Origin of the sequence: Nocardia puris, assembly GCF_036051655.1 — a bacterium.
In the GTDB taxonomy this organism is placed as follows: Bacteria; Actinomycetota; Actinomycetes; order Mycobacteriales; family Mycobacteriaceae; genus Nocardia; species Nocardia puris.
In genome coordinates this window covers 1,058,061-1,075,932 of the sequence record NZ_CP107943.1, presented here as the reverse complement: position 1 = coordinate 1,075,932, position 17,872 = coordinate 1,058,061, and the positions used below count along the sequence as shown (strand labels likewise).

The following is a 17,872-nucleotide window of genomic DNA, read 5'->3' as shown; positions in this document are numbered from 1 at the left end:
AGCGGACCACACGCCTACCGCCTACGCTCGACGCATGGTAGATCGAGTTCTTGTCACCCTCGACGGCGCGGTCCGGGATGCGGACGCGCCGTTGCTGTTTGCCGACGACATCGGGGTGCTGCGCGGCGACGGTGTCTTCGAGACGGTGCTGGTGCGGGCCGGCAACGCGTGCGCAATCGAGTTCCATCTCGGTCGCCTCCGCCGTTCCGCCCAGGCGCTCGACCTACCCGAGCCCGAGACCGGCAAGTGGCGCGAGGCCGTCGAGATCGCGGCCAAGGAATGGGGCGCCGAGCGCGAGGGCGTGCTGCGGCTGGTGCTCACCCGCGGCCGCGACGCCGAGCTACCGTCCTCGCGCTCGAGTGTCACCTCGGGTGATCTGGCCGCCGCCGTCCCGGTGCCCACGTCCTACGTGCTAGTGGTCCCGGTGCCCGACCGGGTGGCCAAGGCGCGCACCGAGGGCGTCTCGGTGGTCACGTTGGCGCGCGGCATCTCGATCGACCTGGCCCAGGCCGCGCCGTGGCAGCTGCTCGGCGCGAAGACGCTGTCCTACGCCACCAACATGGCGGCGCTGCGGTTCGCGCACCGGATGGGCGCCGACGACGTGATCTTCACCAGCACCGAGAACCGCGTGCTGGAGGGCCCGCGCTCGAGCGTGGTGATCGTGCGCGACAAACAGCTCATCACCCCGCCCTCGAAAAACGGTGTGCTGCCGGGTGTCACGCAGCGCGCGCTGTTCGCCGAGGCGCAGAAGGCGGGCTGGGAGTGCCGCTACGACTCGCTGTACACCGCGGATCTGCTCACCTGCGACAGCATCTGGCTGCTGTCGAGCATCACGCTGGCGGCGCGGGTGAACTCGCTGGACGGGCTGCGGATGTCGGCGCCCGACAACGCCGCCGAGATCGTGGAGCTGGTGGATCGCGGCATCGAGCGGGCGGGCGCGATCGGCGACTGGTGATCCCGGCGAATCTTCAGCGTGTCGTGTCCGAGAGCACGTTGAGCTTCGGCCACTCCGGCGTAGGCTGTACTACGACTTGTCGTAGATCGGCTGGAGGGTCGGATGGACGTACTGGACCTGTCGCGGTGGCAGTTCGGCATCACCACCGTCTACCACTTCATCTTCGTGCCGCTGACCATCGGTCTGGCCCCGCTCGTCGCGGCCATGCAGACCGCCTGGGTGGTCACCGGTAAGGACCACTGGTACCGCCTCACGAAGTTCTTCGGGAAGCTGTTCCTGATCAACTTCGCGCTCGGCGTCGCCACCGGCATCGTGCAGGAATTCCAGTTCGGCATGAACTGGAGCGAGTACTCCCGCTTCGTCGGTGACGTGTTCGGCGCGCCGCTGGCGCTGGAGGCGCTGGTCGCGTTCTTCATGGAGTCGACGTTCCTCGGCCTGTGGATCTTCGGCTGGACGCGACTGCCGAAACTGCTGCATCTGGCGGCGATCTGGATGGTCGCCATCGGCGTGAACGCCTCGGCGTACTTCATCGTCGCCGCGAACTCGTTCATGCAGCATCCCGTGGGCGCGCGCTACAACCCCGAACGCGGACGCGCCGAGCTCACCAGCATCTGGGAAGTGCTCACCAATAACACCACGCTGGCCGCGTTCCCCCATGTGATCGCGGGCGCGTTCCTCACGGCGGGCACGTTCGTCGCGGGCATCGCGGGCTGGTGGATGGTGCGCAACGCGCGCAGCGGCGATCCGGCGAAAGTCGACGAGGCGCGGTCGATGTGGCGTCCGGCCGGACGCGCCGGACTGCTGGTGGTGGTCGTCTCGGGTGTCGCGCTGGTGCTCACCGGCGACATCCAGGGCAAGCTGATGTTCGAACAGCAGCCGATGAAGATGGCCTCGGCGGAATCGCTGTGCCACACCCAGACCGACCCCAAGTTCTCGGTGCTCACCGTCGGCACGCACAACAACTGCGACAGCGTGACGCACCTCATCGAAGTGCCCTACGTGCTGCCGTACCTGGCCAAGGGCGAGTTCAGCGACGTCACCCTCGAGGGTGTGCAGGATCTGCAAGCGGCATTCGTCGAGAAGTACGGCCCCGGCGACTACCGGCCCAACCTGTTCGTCACCTACTGGTCGTTCCGCGCCATGATCGGCCTGGCCGCGGGCTCGGCGCTGCTGGTGTTCGCCGGATTCTGGGTCACCCGGCGCGGGCGGATCGCCGACCAGAAGTGGTACTCGCGGCTGTGCCTGATCGCGATCCCCACCCCGTTCCTGGCCAACAGCGCGGGCTGGGTGTTCACCGAGATGGGCCGCCAGCCGTGGGTGGTGGTGCCGAATCCGACCGGTGATCCGAACCTGAGCATGACGGTGCAGCAAGGTGTCTCCGACCACGCGCCGGGCACCGTGATCACCTCGCTGGTGGTGTTCACGCTGCTGTACGGCCTGCTCGCGGTGGTGTGGTTCTACCTGATACGGCGGTATGTGATCGCCGGCCCGGAACCGGCCGCGTCCACGAAGAACGGCGCCGGACCCGACGAAACCGGGCCTGACCGCGATGCCGAAGAACCTGCCGTCGAACAGCTTTCGTTCGCGTACTAGAGGAGCCCGGCGATGAGTCTGCAAGAGTTCTGGTTCATTCTGATCGGCGTCCTGTTCACCGGTTACTTCGTGTTGGAGGGCTTCGACTTCGGTGTCGGCATGCTGATGTCGATACTCGGCAAGGGCTCCGACACCCGAAGGCGCGTGGTGCTCAACACCATCGGGCCGGTGTGGGACGGCAACGAGGTGTGGCTCCTCACCGCGGGCGGCGCCATGTTCGCGGCGTTCCCCGAGTGGTACGCGAGCCTGTTCTCCGGGTTCTACCTCGCTCTGCTGCTGGTGCTGGTCGCGCTGATCCTGCGCGTGTGCGCGATCGAGTACCGCAGCAAGATCGACGATCCGCGCTGGCGGGCACGCTGCGATCTCGGCATCGGCATCGGTTCCTGGATACCGGCTCTCGCGTGGGGCTGGGTGTTCGCCAACGTGGTGCGCGGCGTGCCGATGAACGAGGACAAGAAGATCGTCGGCACCGCCTGGGACCTGCTCAGCCCGTACGCGCTGCTGGGCGCGCTGACAACGGGGCTGCTGTTCCTGCTGCACGGCGCGATCTTCCTCAACCTCAAGACCGGCGGCGAGGTGCGCGACGATTCGATGCGGATCGCGCGCTGGCTGCTGGTGCCGACGGCCGCTGTGGTCGGCGTGTTCGGGGTGTGGACGCAGCTGGCGTACGGCACCGGCTGGACGTGGATTCCGTTGGGGCTGGCCGTGGTCGGGCTCGTGGTCGCGGGTGCGGCGGTGCTCGCCCATCGTGACGGCTGGGCGTTCACCGGCACCACGCTGGCGATCGGCGCGGCCACCGTGCTGCTGTTCGGCTCGCTGTTCCCGAATGTGCTGCCCTCCACCCTCGATGACGCGTTCAGCCTCACCATCGACAACGCGTCATCCACGCCGTACACGCTGAAGGTGATGAGCTGGGCGGCGATCGTGGTGACGCCCATCGTGCTCGGCTACCAGGGCTGGACGTACTGGGTGTTCCGCAAACGCCTGACGGTGGAACAGATCCCGGGCCACATCGGCCTGCCGCTCAAACCCGCCGGGGACTGAGCGATGGCCCGCCCGCCCGTCGACCCGCGCCTGTGGCGGCACGCGCGGTCCACCCGGCGCTACCTGGTGCTGAGCGTGGCGCTGTCGGTGGTGATCACGCTGTGCATCGTGGTGGTCGCGGTGATGCTCGGGCGGGTGCTGGCCGGGGTGATCACCGATCCCGCGCTGCGCGGATTCGACGACTGGACGGTCGAACTCGTGGTGCTGGGCCTCGCGCTCGGCACCCGCGTGCTGGCGAGTTGGGCGCAGGCGCGGATCGGGCACCGGGTCGGTGCGGCGGCGGTGGCGGAGCTGGAATCGGCGGTGCTGGCCGCGGGTGCGCAGTTGCCGCCGCGCGAACTCGAAAGCCGCCGAACCGAACTCGCGGTGGTGGTGAGCACCGGGCTCGACGGGTTGCGCGGATATCTCGCGGGATACATTCCGGCGCTGTTGCTTTCGGTGCTGGTGCCGCCGATCCTGCTGGTGGTGATCGCCCGGCACGACCTGGTGTCGGTGGGGATCGCGGTGGTGACGCTGCCGCTGATCCCGATCTTCATGATCCTCATCGGATTGCTCACCCAGGGGCGGGCCGCCGCGACGCTGGTGGCCACCACGCGGCTGTCCGATCAGATCCTCGACCTCTTCGCGGGTATGCCGACGTTGCGCGCGCTCGGGCGGGAAGGGGGAGAGGTTGTCGCGCCGGAGGATTCGTCGCGCACGATGGCCGGTCGCGTGCGCGAGCTCGGCGACACCCTACGCGTGCGGACCATGCGGGCGCTGCGGATGGCGTTCCTCTCCTCCGGGGTGCTGGAGGTGCTGGCGACGCTGAGCGTGGCGCTCATCGCCGTCTCCATCGGCCTGCGCCTGGTGTACGGCAACATGGAGCTCTACGACGGGCTGGTGGCGCTGATCCTCGCGCCCGAGGTGTACCTGCCGCTGCGGTTGGTGGGTGAGCGCTTCCACGCGGCGCAGGACGGAATGGCGGCGGCGGACAAGGCTTTCGCGGTGCTCGAGCCGGAACGGGGCGAGGATCGTGAGGTAGGCGCGGCGGGGCCGGGAGGTTCGGCGGTCCGAGCGGGTCGGCGCGCGGATGTGTCCAACGGGTCGACGGCCGGCAGCTCAGAAGGTTTGGGGCGGATCGAGATTCGCGGGCTCGGGGTGCGGGCGCGGGAGGGGTGGGCTCCGTCCGGGCTCGATGCGGAGATGCGACCCGGGGCCGTGACGGTGCTGGCCGGGCCCAACGGGAGTGGCAAGTCCACGGCGCTGCTGGCGTTGCTGGGGTTGGTGGCGCCCGACCGCGGGTGCGTGCTGGTCGACGGCACCGACGTGCGGGAGCTGGATTCGCGCGAGTGGTGGTCGCGGGTGGCGTGGTTGCCGCAGCGGCCGGTGCTGGTGCCCGGCACGTTGCGGGAGAACCTCGAACTGTTCGGTGCGCACGACGGTGACCACGCGGCGCACGGCGCGGTGCGCGTACTGGACGACCTCGACGCGGCCTGCGCGGCCACGGGATTCGACGCCGTCCTCGACGAACTCCCGGATCGCTGGGACACCGTGGTGGGCGTCGGCGGCGTCGGCCTGTCGCTCGGGCAGCGCCAGCGCCTCGCCCTCACCCGCGTGCTCGCCACCGACCGGTCCGTCCTGCTCCTGGACGAACCCACCGCCCACCTCGACATCGCCAGCGAGGCCGCCGTCCTCGCGGCCCTGCGCGCCCGAGCGCGCGCCGGTGCGACGGTGATCGTGGTCGGCCACCGGCCCACCGTTCTCGCGGCCGCCGACCACGTGGTCGAGGTGCGCGCGGAACTCGTGGACGAGGCGGTGAGCCGGGCATGAAGCAGCGTGGAAGGGCCGTGCCCGCTTCGGGCAGTGCGGCGAGGAGCGCGAAGTCCGGACCCGGTCTGATCGCGGACGTGCGGCGGATGTGGGGGTTGCTGGAGCTCTCCCGGTGGCGGGTGGCCGTCGCGGTGGGGTGGGGCGTGTTGGCGCTCGGCAGCGGGCTCGGGCTGGCGGCGCTGGCGGCGTGGTTGATCGCGCGGGCCTGGCAGATGCCGCCGGTGCTGGATCTGACCGTCGCGGTGGTGACGGTGCGGGCGCTGGGCATCTCGCGCGGGTTGTGCCGGTACCTGGAAAGGCTTGCGACGCATGACGTCGCGCTGCGGTCCATGACGACGGCGCGGGCCGGGGTGTATCGGGCGCTGTCGCGGTCGGATGTGTGGATGCGGCGGGAACGGACCTCGGGCGGCGAATCGCCGGCCGTGGGTCCCGTCGGGGAACGAGGTTCGGGAGCGGAGCCGACCACCGCCGCCGCTCGGCGTCCTGCCTTCGGGAAGGCGTTGCCCGCGAACGGTTTCCGCGGTGATGAGCCCGCGGCCGACAGTCCCGCTCGGATGCGGCGCGGTGATCTGCTCGTCCGGATCGGCAGCGACATAGACGATCTCGGTGCCGTCGTGGTGCGGGCGCTGGTGCCGATCGCGGTGGCCGTGGTGCTGGCGATCGCGGCGGTCGTGCTGCTGGCCACGATTTCCGTGGCGGCGGCCGGGATTCTGGCCGCGTGCCTGGTGCTCTCCGGCGTGCTCGCGCCGTGGCTGTCGGCGCGGGCCGCGCGCGAGGCCGAGATCGCGGTGCGGGCCGACCGCGCCGAGTTCACCGCGCGCTCGCTCACCGTGCTCGACCACGCCGCCGAACTGCGCGTCGCGGGACGGCTCGACGCCGCCCTCGCCGCGGCGCGCGATTCGGGACGGCGTGCCGTCGCGGCGGAGGACCGGGCGGCCCGGCACGGTGCGTGGGCGGCCGCGGCCACCCCGTTCGCCATCGGCGTCAGCGTGCTCGGCGCGCTGCTGATCGGCCTCGCGATCTACGGTCCGACCGGCGGGCTGCCCGGCGGTATGACGCCGATGGCGCTCACCATCCTTGTGCTGCTGCCGCTTTCGGCGTTCGAGGCGGTCGGTCCGCTGCCCGCGGCCGCGCAGGCGATCACCACCGCGCGGGCCGCGCTGCGCAGGCTCGACGCCGCCGAGACCCCCGACGCGCGCCGCGTCTCGCCGCCCGACCTGCCGGATCTGCCTGCGGGCCGCCGGATCGCGGTGGTCGGTCCCAGCGGTGCGGGCAAGACGACACTGCTCATGGCGTGGGCGGGATTGTTCGACACCCCGCGCCCCGGCGTCACGTTCTTCGCCGAGGACGCGCACCTGTTCGGCACCAGCGTGCTGGAGAACCTGCGGGTGGCGCGCGGCGACATCACCGACGCCGAGGCCGAGGAGGCGTTGCGCAAGGTCGGCCTCGGCGACTGGCTCGACTCGCTACCTGAGGGCGTCCACACCGATCTGGTCGGCGGCGCGGCGGCGGTGTCGGGCGGTCAGCGCCGGCGCATCCTGCTCGCCCGCGCCCTGCTCGCCCCCGCGCGCGTGCTGCTGCTGGACGAGCCCACCGAACACCTCGAGGCCGAGGCGGGCGCCGACCTGCTGCGCGCCCTGCTCGACCCGTCCGGCGGACTCGTCGAACCCGACCGGACTGTGGTGGTCGTCACACATCAGCCGCCCGCTGGGCACCGGGCCGACGCCGTCGTCCACGTCGACGCATCGGGCCAGGTCAGCACCGAATTCGCCACCGAGAAACCGGCCGCGTTCGCCTGACGGAAAATCCGTTGCCGGACCATCGAGGGCGGACTACCTTCGTCCGTACACAAGGAAGGAGGTGGTCGGAAATATGAATTCCAGGACACGTGAGGTGGCTGCCCGCTAGGCACCACCGCTGTAGGCGTATCCGCCCGAGCCGAAGTGCTGAGCGAATACCAGGCAGCCACCCGGCCCCCGAGCCCCCGGTCCGTCCGACCGGGACCCGTGCAGGCACCGCCCGCACCGGTACGGCTCGGGGGCCGTTCCTGTTCCCGGGGGAGTGCTAATGGAGGTATCGCCGCTCCCCGCGCATGTGGGGATGAGCCCGCGCCATCTAGGAGTCCGCGAACTCGCCTCCCCGCGTGTGCGGGGATGTTTCTCACGTAATCGGCCAGGTCAAGTACGATGACGGTGCTCCCCGCGCGTGTGGGGACGAGGGTGCTAGTCGCTTTTCCAACTCCATTGCGCGCTCGGTGTTCCCCGCGCGCGCGGGGATGAGACCTCACATAGGTGGGGTCGGTAGGCAGACCATCGAATTGGTGACACTGGTCCGGTGCTCCCCACGCGTGCGGGGATACTCCTTCGACAGTGGACCGGCGGTGGTCCACGACATCGAGGCAGGGCCAATGACTGTTGCGCCACTACCAGACTGGGTCATTCCGCCTGCGGGGGGCTACACCGTCGACGCCTTCCTACAGCTCCGCGGACTTCCGAAGCACACCGAACTGATCGACGGGGGGTTGGTCTTCGTGAGTCCGCAGCAGAAGTGGCATCGCCAAGTTCTCGACCTGTTCCGTCGCGAGCTGGATCTGCAAGCGCCGCAGCATCTCCGAGCCGACCGGGAGATGGCGGTCCGGCTGAGCAACCGCCAGATGCCGGAACCGGATGTCATCGTGGTCACCGCCGAAGCGTTCGAGCGGCCCGATCCCTCGTCGTACTACTTCGCCGACGATGTGGTGCTCGCCCTGGAAGCGGTGTCGCCAGACTCCGAAGAGCGCGATCGCGAAACCAAACCGCCGAAGTACGCGAAAGCAGGTATCGCGCACTATTGGCGTGTGGAGCGCGGCGGCGGTGACGCCCTTGTGGTCTACGTGTACGAACTCGACCCCGCCACGAACCGGTACGTGCCGACGGGGATCTTCCACGACCGGCTGGAAGTCAGCGTGCCTTTCCCGATCGCGATCGATCTGACCGCTGTCCGGAGGCGGGGCTGACTGCGCGTCGAAATAGGCCGTCAGGCCGGTGCGGAACCCCGCACCGGCACCGGGTGTGATCCTCAGCCGATGTAGCGCTGGAGGCGGGCGGAGAGGCGGGGTTCGAGGGGGCCGTCGGCTACTACGCGCTCTTCGACGTAGGCGAGGTCGCCGCCTTCGACGATGCCGTAGAGGCGCTTGGCGCCGCCGACGACGACGCCGGACTGGCTGCGGATCACCACGTCGGTGGCCAGCTCCCAGGAGGACTGGGTGAGCGCGGTGCCGTAGAAGAGTTCGACGATGCCGGTGCTGTGGGTGAGCAGCAGTTCGAGCACTTCGTCGTCGCCGTCGATGCCGACCCGCCAGTATCCGGTCTCGCGCAGGTCCGGGCCCTCGTAGGCGCCGTCGGACCCGATGATCCAGGACCGCGAGTCCCAGGACAGGAAGTCGCCGCCGTCGTGGGAGACGATGATCTGCTGGCCGAAGCGGTAGTCGCCGCGCTCGGGGTGGTTGCCCTCGCCCTCACCGCGCCACACGCCGACCATGGGCAGCAGCGCCAGCATGGACGAACTCAGGTCGGGGCCCAGGCGCAGGTTAGCGGTGTCCTCGGGCAGCGGCAGGTCCGGCAGCACCGGAATATTGCGCGCGGCGGTCGATTTCGCGCGTTCGGCGGCCTCGGCGACGGCCTGGTCGCCGCTGCGACGCGGGGACTCACCGTCCGGCCGGTCGGCGGGCGCGTGGCCGTTCATGTTGTCACTCGCTCGCTCGGCCGGTTCGGAACCTTCGCTCGCGAGGTCACTCATGATTCGGTGAACAGCCGGTAGAAGACGTAGAGCCCGAACCACCCGATGAGGATGGATACGGCGACCAGCAGAATCTCGAAGAAGAGGATCACACCTGGATTTTAACGACCGCGCTCGGCGGACAGTGCGACGGCCCCGGAGCAGTGTGCTCCGGGGCCGTCGGATGCGGCTTACTTGGCGACCGCGACGTCCACGGCGTGGATGCCCGCGCCCTCGGGGCGGACCTCGGCCGAACCGTTGCCCGCCGAGGACAGCGCGCGCACGGTCCACGCACCCGGCGCCGCGAAGAAGCGGAAATCGCCGGTGCCCGACGCCACGACCTCGGCCGTGAAGTCACCGTTGCCGTCGAGCAGGCGCACGAACGCGCCGCCCACCGGCTGGCCGTCGGTGCTCAGGACCCGGCCGGTGATGACCGTCTCCTTCTCCACGTCCACGCCCGCCGGAATGGCCTGACCCTGGGTCGGTGCTGCGCACATATTCCTTACTCTCCCAACTCGATCGGAGCGCCGACGAGCGAACCGTATTCGGTCCAGCTGCCGTCGTAGTTCTTGACGTTCTGGTGGCCGAGGATCTCCTGCAGCACGAACCAGGTGTGCGAGGACCGCTCGCCGATGCGGCAGTAGGCGATGGTCTCCTTGGCGCCGTCCAACCCGGCCTCGGCGTAGATCTTGGTCAGATCCTCGTCGGACTTGAAGGTACCGTCCTCGTTCGCGGCCTTGCTCCACGGCACGTTGATGGCGCCGGGGATGTGGCCGGGACGCTGGCTCTGTTCCTGCGGCAGGTGCGCGGGAGCCAGGATCTTGCCGGAGAACTCGTCGGGGGAGCGCACGTCGACCAGGTTCTTGGCGCCGATGGCCGCGATGACCTCGTCGCGGAACGCGCGGATCGACAGGTCCGGAGCCGAGGCCTTGTACTGGGTGGCCGGGCGCGAGACCGCGTCCTTGGACAGCGGGCGGCCGTCGAGCTCCCACTTCTTGCGTCCGCCGTCGAGCAGCTTGACGTTGTTGTGGCCGTACAGCTTGAAGTACCAGTAGGCGTAGGCGGCGAACCAGTTGTTATTGCCGCCGTAGAGGACGACCTCGTCGTCGTTGGCGATGCCGCGCGCCGAGAGCAGATCGGAGAACTGCTCCTGGTTCACGAAGTCACGACGAACCTGATCCTGCAGGTCCTTCTTCCAGTCGAGCTTGACGGCACCCTCGATGTGTCCGTTGTCGTAGGCGGAGGTGTCCTCGTCGACCTCAACGAAGACCACACCCGGCTTGTTGAGGTTTTCTTCGGCCCAGTCCACGGAGACCAGGACATCGGAGCGAGCCATTGTTTTCCTTTCAGAGGGGGAACTTGCAGGGTCAGTTCGGTGCCGGATGCCGGCGGAAGCGGGCGACCAGCGGGTACATCTGGCAGCCCAGGCAGATCCCGAACGCCGCGTTCAGGAACGCCGCGAAAAGGGCGAGGCCGGCGAACACCGCGCCGACGACGGTGGCGCCGAGCGCGAAGCCCAGCAGGCTGACGGCCGCGAACACGAACCCGAGCAGCTGGGCGAACCGCAGCGGCGGGGTGGGTTCGGTCTCGCTGACGGGTGCGAGCCGCGGCGCGACGAAGGTGGCGAAGATCCGGCCGTACGGGTGCTTGCGCGGGCCCGCGACGGCCCCGATCGCGAAGACGACCGCCTGCGCGGCGATCAGCACCGCGGCGAGGACGGTCGAGACGATCGCGGCGAGCAGCACCAGCACCAGGACGGCGGTGGTGACCCAGGCCGCGAAGCGGGGGCCGCGCACGTCGACGCGGTCGGGCGCGGGAATGGCCGCGGCCGGGTCGGTGTTCGACGTTTCGGTGAACTTGGTGGATTCGGTGGACATCGTGCGTACTCCTGCGCTGAATGCGGCGAATGGCTGAAAGATTGCCGGTCTGCCGGGGGATCAACGATCACTCGCGCGGCAAACGCTGGGTCGGCGCCAGGAAAACTGGGGGGGCCGACCGATCAGCGGCACAGGCAGCAACAACCACCGAGCCGACACAGATCCACTGTGCGGCGTCGGGTGAGCATCAGCTCGTGGTCGGATTGCACGAGAGGCAGTTTACCAACTCGGCGGGGGAAATGGGCCCCGGGTCCGTCGGATGAGGCCGCGCGGGCGCCCGGCCCGCGGGTTTCAGGCTGTCAAGGGGGCCAACGCCGAGCGCAGATCGCCGGCCTTGGGCACACCGGAGATGCGGAACCGCTCGCGGCCCTCGGCATCGAACACGAACGTGGTCGGCAGCGAGAGCACGTTCAGCTCCTTGGCCAGCGCGGGTTCGGCGTCGATGTCGACCTCGATGTCCTGCGGCGGTTTCGGCGCGTCCGCGAGATCCGTTGCGACACCGGCCACTACACGGCGCACCGCGGCGCACGGCCCGCACCAGTCGGCGGAGAAGTGCAGCACGGCGGGACCCGTGCCGGAGACGCCGACGGCGGCGAGCAGGTGGGTGCGGGTGTCCGCGGCGGGTGCGGCCGCGCGCACCTTGCCCTCGCGGCCGCGCACGGCGAGGCCGACGGCGAGGCCCGCCACCAGCACCAGGGCCAGGATTGTGATCTCGATCATGTCCGCTGCAACTGGTCCAGGTCGATGGTCACGTTGTCTCCTTTGCCTTCGACCACTATCTGTCCGCCGAGTGCGTACACCCGGGTGGGGAGCACGCCGAACGGCAGGTCCTTCGTATCTATGGTGCGCGAGAATCGCGCGAGCACGGCGGGCCGGTCGGCTTCGGGGACGACGGCGGTGGTGGTGAGGTCGGTGTCGCTGCTGCGGTGGAAGCCCGTCGCGACGATCTGCACCTTGTCGCCGTCGAGCAGCAGATCGGCCTGCACCGCGACCTTGTCGCCGACCGGTCCGCCCGCCGTGCCTTGCCGTGCGCCGGTGCCGGGCAGCGTGCCGGTGAGCACCAGCGCGCCCTCGGTGGTGACCCCCGATCCGCCCGATCCACCCGTTCCGTCGGATTTGTCCGCCGGGCGCGAATGCACTTGCAGGTCCGGGATATTGAAGAGTTTGCCGAGTTCGGTCGGCTGGATGCGCATCGCGCCCTCGACCCGCTCCACCGGCACCCGGCGCAGGTTCCCGTCGACCAGGTCGCGCAGGCCGATCCGCACGCCGGTGAGGGTGGCGTCGATGGAGATCTCGCCCGGAATGTCGGGGCGCACCACGTCGGCGCGGATCAGCACGCTCTGGTATCGGCCGTCGACGGCCTGCGTGACGAACGGGAAGCCCTGGATGGTGACCGCGGGGTCGGCGCCGAGGTCGGCTCCGTCGCGCAGCGCGCGCGAGACGCGGTACTCCGAGTAGGCGGCGACGCCGAAGTCGGCGATCACAGCCACACCCGCGAGTACCAGCAGTCCGATGATCAGCTTGCGCATGCTCTGCACAGTAATCCGGTGGCGCGGTCGCGGCAGCCACGGTGTCGCCACGCGCACGCCGGGGTACCCGTAGGGCGTGCTCACCTGGGTTGACGCGCTAACCTTGCATCCGAATCACCTGTGGATCAGCGATGTGGCTTTTCGCGGTGCTGAGTTGTTGCCCGGAGCTACGAGAACGGAGGAGAGCCTGTGGAGCTGCTCCTGCTGACCTCCGACCCCAATCCCGAGTCGGTGTTGCCCTCGCTCGCGCTGCTGGCGCATAACGTGCGGCCCGCCCCGACCGAGGTGGCGTCGCTGCTGGAGGCCGGTACCGCCGATGTCGCGCTGGTGGACGCGCGCACCGATCTGGCCGCCGCGCGCGGCCTGTGCCGCCTGCTGGGGAGCACCGGCTCCTCGGTGCCGGTGGTGGCCGTGCTCACCGAAGGCGGCCTGGTGGCGGTGAACGCGGACTGGGGTCTGGACGACATCCTGCTACCCGGCACCGGCCCCGCCGAGCTGGACGCGCGCCTGCGGTTGCTGGTCGGTCGCAACGGCGGTGTGGCCAGCCCGGAGAACACGGGCAAGATCACCCTGGGCGAGCTGGTCATCGACGAAGGCACCTACACCGCGCGGCTGCGCGGGCGCCCCCTCGACCTCACCTACAAGGAGTTCGAGCTCCTCAAGTACCTCGCGCAGCACGCGGGCCGCGTCTTCACCCGCGCCCAGCTGCTGCAGGAGGTGTGGGGTTACGACTTCTTCGGCGGCACCCGCACCGTCGACGTGCACGTGCGGCGCCTGCGCGCCAAGCTGGGCAGCGAGTACGAGTCGCTGATCGGCACCGTGCGCAACGTCGGCTACAAGGCGGTGCGCCCCTCGCGCACGGCGGCCAAGGGCGAGGCGGTGGCGTTCCCCGAAGACGAATCCGAGGACGACGCGGGCCTCACCCCGGTCAACGGCTCGGCCCCGTAGCGCGCGCGGAATGCGGCGGTGTCGTCGCGCGCTGTCCGATGTGACGATGACGACGCCCGGCGCGGGCGACCAGCCAGAGAGGACGGCCCGTGGCCCAGCGGCGATGGATCGATGACGTGGACCCGGCGACCGCGAACGCGGTGCGCGCGCTGCTCGCCGAGGCCACCGGCGCCGACGGTGTGGCACCGGTCTCCGAGCAGGCCGTGCTGTCGCTCGGCGAATCCGGCGCGGCGCGGCACTTGGTGGCCGAGCGCGACGGCGTGATCGCCGGATACGCGAATCTCGTGCCCGGTCACGGCGATCATCCGGCGATGGCGGAGGCGGCAGTCGCGCCGTCCGCGCGCGGCCAGGGCCTGGGCACCGAGCTGGTGCGCGCGGCGCTGGCCGAAGGCGGTGTGGGCGCGCGGGTGTGGGCGCACGGCGACCGGCCCGCCGCCAAGGCCGTCGCGGCGCGGCTCGGGCTGGTCACGGCGCGGGAGCTGTGGCAGATGCGCAGGTCTTTGGCAACGCCGGAGCTACCGGAACTGACGGTGCCGGACGGCGTGCGGTTGCGCACCTACGCCGGACCGGACGACGACGCCGAGCTGTTGCGCGTCAACGGGGCCGCCTTCGCCTGGCACCCCGAGCAGGGCGCGTGGACCGAGCGCGATATCGCGGTGCGCCGCGCGGAGCCGTGGTTCGACCCGGCGGGCCTGTTCATCGCCACCGCCGCCGACGAGCGCACGGTGCTCGGGTTCCACTGGACCAAGGTGCATCTCGACGAACGGCCGCCGGTCGGCGAGGTGTACGTGGTGGGGATCGATCCGGCCACCCAGGGGCGCGGGCTCGGGCGCTTGCTCACGCTGGCGGGCCTGCGCCACCTGCGCGACCGCGGGCTCGGCGAGGTACTGCTCTACACCGAGGCCGACAACGCCGCCGCCGTGCACACCTACACCCGCCTCGGGTTCGCGGTCGCGCACGTCGATGTGGCCTACTCGGCACCCGAATGAGCGGCAGGCCCAGGCCGATCCGCACGGCCGCCGAGCGGCCGGTGCGGGACTATTGCGGGCACGGGCAGTAAAGCTGCGGCAAACATCACACATAACGGGCGGAATCGCGCCGGGCTGTTCACCTTGCGTTCACCCAGCCTGGTCCAACTGTCAACCGGGCGAATCTACGTTACTTGTGGGCAGTGCGAGCTGCCTGGTGCGCAAGTTCCCCGCGAACGGCACCACAACACCCGCCCGGGCCGGTGAGGGACCGGGCGAGTCGGACGCGATTCCCGGAGGAATAGTGAATTTCAAGCGCAGCAGCGCCTTCGTCGGTGTGCTGGCCGCGGTCTCCATGCCGCTCGTGGCTTGTGGCAGCGACGACAACACCTCTACTACCGGCAATGTGTCGGTCAACTCCGACCTCGAGTGCGGAGGCAAGGAGGCCCTCAAGGCCAGTGGCGCGTCGGCGCAGAAGAACGCCATGGAGCGCTTCATCGCCGCCTACGAGGCCAACTGCGAGGGCTTCACGCTCAACTACACGTCCAGCGGCTCGGGTGCGGGCGTCAACGAATTCGTCGGCGGCCAGACCGATTTCGGCGGCTCCGACTCCCCGCTGAGCGAGTCCAAGGGCGAGTACGCCAAGGCCGAGGAGCGCTGCGGGGCTCCGGCGTGGAATCTGCCCACCGTGTTCGGCCCGATCGCGATCACCTACAACCTGGCCGGTGTGTCCGACCTGGTACTCGACGGCCCGACCGCCGCCAAGATCTTCAACGGCACCGTCACCACCTGGAACGCCCCCGAGATCGCGGCCCTCAACCCGGGCGTCACCCTCCCCGGCGACACCATCAAGGTGATCTACCGCTCCGACGAGTCGGGCACCACCGACAACTTCCAGCTCTACCTGGATGCCGCCTCCGACGGCGCCTGGGGCAAGGGCGGCGGCAAGAGCTTCGCCGGCGGCGTCGGTGAGGGCGCGAAGGGCAACGAGGGTACCTCGGCCGCCATCGCGGGCACCCCCGGCTCCATCACCTACAACGAGTGGTCCTTCGCCAAGGCGCAGAACCTGTCGGTCGCCCAGATCGTCACCTCGGCCGGTCCGGACCCGGTGGAACTCACGGTCGAGACCGCGGGCAAGGCCATCGACGGCGTGAAGATCAAGGGAGAGGGCAACGACCTGGTGCTCGACACCAGCTCGTTCTACACGCCCACCGAGGCGGGCTCGTACCCGATCATGCTGGCCACCTACGAGATCGTGTGCTCGAAGTACGCCGACGCCGACACCGCCACCGCGGTCAAGGCATTCCTGACCTCGGCGGTCACCAACGGCCAGACCGGTCTCGAGGACAACGGATACATCCCGATCCCGGACCAGTTCAAGACCCGCCTGACCACCGCGATCAACGCGATCTCCTGATCGTCGCGCTGCCATGACCGTGCACCCTGAGGTGACCCCCGCGGGCTCGTCGGACTCGACGAGCCCGCGGGCGGCTGGAGATACTGCGCCTATGTCGAGCGAACCGAAGGCTGATAAGCCTGCCCCGCGACGCGCCGCTCCGAACGAGCGCTATGAAGTGATCTTCCGATCGCTGGCGACGGCGGCCGGTGCGACCATCGTGGCCGCGATCGCGCTGATCGCGCTGTTCCTGCTGATCCGCGCGGTGCCCTCGGTCATGGCGAACGAAGCGAACTTCTTCACCAGCACCGAATTCAACACTTCCGACGCCGACCACCTGCGCTTCGGTATTCGCGACTTGTTCATGGTCACGGTGCTGAGCTCGGTGTTCGCCCTGGTGATCGCGGTGCCGATCGGTGTCGGCATCGCGCTGTTCCTGACCCACTACGCTCACAAGTCGGTAGCGCGGCCTTTCGCGACGCTGGTCGACCTGCTGGCGGCGGTGCCGTCGATCGTATTCGGCCTGTGGGGATTTCTGGTGCTGGCGCCTGAGCTGGAACCGGTGCAGCGTTTCCTCAACGACAATCTCGGATGGTTCTTCCTGTTCTCCGACGGCAACGTCTCCATCGCAGGCGGCGGCACCATCTTCACCGCGGGTGTGGTGCTCGCGGTGATGATCCTGCCGATCATCACCTCGGTGTCGCGTGAGGTGTTCCATCTCACCCCGAGGGAGCACATCGAGGCCGCGCAGGCGCTGGGCGCCACCAAGTGGGAAGTGGTGCGGATGACCGTACTGCCCTACGGCCGCAGTGGTGTGATCGCCGGGTCCATGCTCGGCTTGGGCCGCGCGCTCGGCGAGACGATCGCGGTTCTGGTCGTGCTGCGCACCGCGGCGCAGGCGGGCGGATGGTCGCTGTTCGACGGCGGCTACACCTTCGCGTCCCGCATCGCGGCCTCGGCGGCGGAGTTCTCCTCGCCGCTGCCGACCGGTGCCTACATCGCGGCGGGCTTCGTGCTCTTCGCACTGACCTTCGTGGTCAACGCGCTGGCGCGGCTCGCCGCCGGCGGAAAGGTGAACGGCTGATGGCGACAATGACCAAGTTCGACGCGCCGGTCAAGGCGCCCACCTTCCGGCACGTCAGCACCGGGCGCCGGATCCGCAACCACCTCGCCACCGGCTTGGTGACGCTCTGTTTCGTCATCGCGCTCATCCCCCTGGGATGGGTGCTGTGGATGGTGATCAGCAAGGGGATCGGCGCCATTCTGACCTCGGAGTGGTGGCTGAATTCGCAGCGGGGCATCCTGCCCGACCAGACCGGCGGCGGTGTCTACCACGCGATCTACGGCACTGTCGTGCAGTCGGCGGTCGCCGCCGTGCTCGCGGTGCCGCTGGGTATCATGGCCGCGGTCTACCTGGTCGAATACGGCCGGGGCAGACTGGCCCGCGTCACCACCTTCATGGTCGACATCCTCGCCGGTGTTCCCTCGATCGTCGCGGCCCTGTTCATCTTCGCGCTGTGGATCGCCACGCTCGGTTTCCCGCAGAGTTCGTTCGCGGTGTCGCTGGCTCTGGTGCTGCTCATGCTGCCGGTGGTGGTGCGCAGCACCGAGGAGATGCTGAAACTCGTCCCCGACGAGTTGCGCGAAGCCTCATACGCGCTGGGCATCCCCAAGTGGAAGACCATCATGCGCATCGTCATTCCGACGGCGCTGCCGGGCATGATCTCCGGTATTTTGCTCGCCCTGGCGCGAGTCATGGGTGAGACCGCACCGGTTCTGGTGCTGGTCGGCTACAGCAAGTCGATCAACACCGATCTCTTCGACGGCAACATGGCCTCGCTGCCGTTGATGATCTACCAGGAGCTGGCCAACCCCGAAGCCGCCGGACGTGAGCGTGTGTGGGGTGCGGCGCTCACGCTGATCCTGCTCATCGCGCTGCTGTACGTGGCGGCCGCCGGTGTCAACAAGCTGCTCACGCGGAACCGATAGAAGGCGAA

The 17,872-nt window shown here is 69.4% G+C and carries 17 protein-coding genes; 11 read left to right on the top strand and 6 right to left on the bottom strand.

What is annotated here, in order from left to right:
* The first annotated feature begins 34 nt into the window (after nucleotides 1-34).
* The 6 genes from OHB21_RS04510 to OHB21_RS04485 all read left to right on the top strand — a co-directional run bounded on the left by OHB21_RS04510 (nucleotide 35) and on the right by OHB21_RS04485 (nucleotide 8,396).
* Entirely contained in the window at nucleotides 35-955 is a 921-nt protein-coding gene (locus tag OHB21_RS04510; protein WP_195125308.1) for an aminodeoxychorismate lyase, read from the top strand.
* Nucleotides 956-1,057: 102 nt separating this feature from the next.
* On the top strand, nucleotides 1,058-2,548 hold the full coding sequence (locus OHB21_RS04505; protein WP_067504824.1) for a cytochrome ubiquinol oxidase subunit I: 1,491 nt from the start codon (nucleotides 1,058-1,060) through the stop codon (nucleotides 2,546-2,548).
* Nucleotides 2,549-2,560: 12 nt separating this feature from the next.
* On the top strand, nucleotides 2,561-3,592 hold the full coding sequence (gene cydB / locus OHB21_RS04500) for a cytochrome d ubiquinol oxidase subunit II (RefSeq protein WP_195125309.1): 1,032 nt from the start codon (nucleotides 2,561-2,563) through the stop codon (nucleotides 3,590-3,592).
* A 3-nt stretch (nucleotides 3,593-3,595) separates the two neighbouring features.
* Nucleotides 3,596-5,401 (top strand): thiol reductant ABC exporter subunit CydD, encoded by a 1,806-nt coding sequence (cydD, locus tag OHB21_RS04495; protein ID WP_067504817.1) that lies wholly within the window; start codon nucleotides 3,596-3,598, stop codon nucleotides 5,399-5,401.
* A gap of 86 nt (nucleotides 5,402-5,487) precedes the next feature.
* A complete protein-coding gene (locus tag OHB21_RS04490) occupies nucleotides 5,488-7,200 on the top strand; it encodes an ATP-binding cassette domain-containing protein (RefSeq protein ID WP_228790437.1) in 1,713 nt (570 codons plus the stop codon).
* 581 nt (nucleotides 7,201-7,781) lie between these two features.
* Complete coding sequence (locus tag OHB21_RS04485) at nucleotides 7,782-8,396, top strand: Uma2 family endonuclease (RefSeq protein ID WP_324192031.1); 615 nt, start codon at nucleotides 7,782-7,784, stop codon at nucleotides 8,394-8,396.
* 62 nt (nucleotides 8,397-8,458) lie between these two features.
* Here the strand turns inward: OHB21_RS04485 and OHB21_RS04480 are convergent, their stop codons facing one another.
* The 6 genes from OHB21_RS04480 to OHB21_RS04455 all read right to left on the bottom strand — a co-directional run bounded on the left by OHB21_RS04480 (nucleotide 8,459) and on the right by OHB21_RS04455 (nucleotide 12,563).
* Nucleotides 8,459-9,178, bottom strand: a complete 720-nt coding sequence (locus OHB21_RS04480; RefSeq protein WP_084537387.1) for an FABP family protein — start codon at nucleotides 9,176-9,178, stop codon at nucleotides 8,459-8,461.
* A gap of 170 nt (nucleotides 9,179-9,348) precedes the next feature.
* On the bottom strand, nucleotides 9,349-9,654 hold the full coding sequence (locus OHB21_RS04475; protein WP_040773727.1) for a DUF1416 domain-containing protein: 306 nt from the start codon (nucleotides 9,652-9,654) through the stop codon (nucleotides 9,349-9,351).
* A 5-nt stretch (nucleotides 9,655-9,659) separates the two neighbouring features.
* Nucleotides 9,660-10,493, bottom strand: a complete 834-nt coding sequence (locus OHB21_RS04470; RefSeq protein ID WP_067504808.1) for a sulfurtransferase — start codon at nucleotides 10,491-10,493, stop codon at nucleotides 9,660-9,662.
* A 31-nt stretch (nucleotides 10,494-10,524) separates the two neighbouring features.
* Nucleotides 10,525-11,034 (bottom strand): DUF4395 domain-containing protein, encoded by a 510-nt coding sequence (locus OHB21_RS04465; protein ID WP_195125311.1) that lies wholly within the window; start codon nucleotides 11,032-11,034, stop codon nucleotides 10,525-10,527.
* A gap of 291 nt (nucleotides 11,035-11,325) precedes the next feature.
* Nucleotides 11,326-11,754, bottom strand: coding sequence for a thioredoxin family protein (locus tag OHB21_RS04460; protein ID WP_067504805.1), 429 nt, complete (start codon nucleotides 11,752-11,754; stop codon nucleotides 11,326-11,328).
* Nucleotides 11,751-12,563: an LmeA family phospholipid-binding protein gene (locus tag OHB21_RS04455; protein ID WP_067505075.1), complete on the bottom strand. Its 813-nt coding sequence runs from the start codon at nucleotides 12,561-12,563 to the stop codon at nucleotides 11,751-11,753. Before OHB21_RS04455 ends, OHB21_RS04460 begins: the two co-directional genes overlap by 4 nt.
* Nucleotides 12,564-12,752: 189 nt before the next feature.
* Here OHB21_RS04455 and OHB21_RS04450 point away from each other — a divergent pair, with 189 nt between their 5' ends.
* The 5 genes from OHB21_RS04450 to pstA all read left to right on the top strand — a co-directional run bounded on the left by OHB21_RS04450 (nucleotide 12,753) and on the right by pstA (nucleotide 17,864).
* On the top strand, nucleotides 12,753-13,511 hold the full coding sequence (locus OHB21_RS04450; RefSeq protein WP_067504802.1) for a winged helix-turn-helix transcriptional regulator: 759 nt from the start codon (nucleotides 12,753-12,755) through the stop codon (nucleotides 13,509-13,511).
* 89 nt (nucleotides 13,512-13,600) lie between these two features.
* Nucleotides 13,601-14,500, top strand: coding sequence for a mycothiol synthase (gene mshD / locus OHB21_RS04445; protein WP_195125312.1), 900 nt, complete (start codon nucleotides 13,601-13,603; stop codon nucleotides 14,498-14,500).
* Nucleotides 14,501-14,783: 283 nt separating this feature from the next.
* Entirely contained in the window at nucleotides 14,784-15,896 is a 1,113-nt protein-coding gene (gene pstS, locus OHB21_RS04440; RefSeq protein WP_113975287.1) for a phosphate ABC transporter substrate-binding protein PstS, read from the top strand.
* Nucleotides 15,897-15,987: 91 nt separating this feature from the next.
* Entirely contained in the window at nucleotides 15,988-16,959 is a 972-nt protein-coding gene (gene pstC, locus OHB21_RS04435; RefSeq protein ID WP_407675157.1) for a phosphate ABC transporter permease subunit PstC, read from the top strand.
* Complete coding sequence (gene pstA / locus OHB21_RS04430) at nucleotides 16,959-17,864, top strand: phosphate ABC transporter permease PstA (protein ID WP_407675156.1); 906 nt, start codon at nucleotides 16,959-16,961, stop codon at nucleotides 17,862-17,864. Before pstC ends, pstA begins: the two co-directional genes overlap by 1 nt.
* Nucleotides 17,865-17,872: the final 8 nt, after the last annotated feature.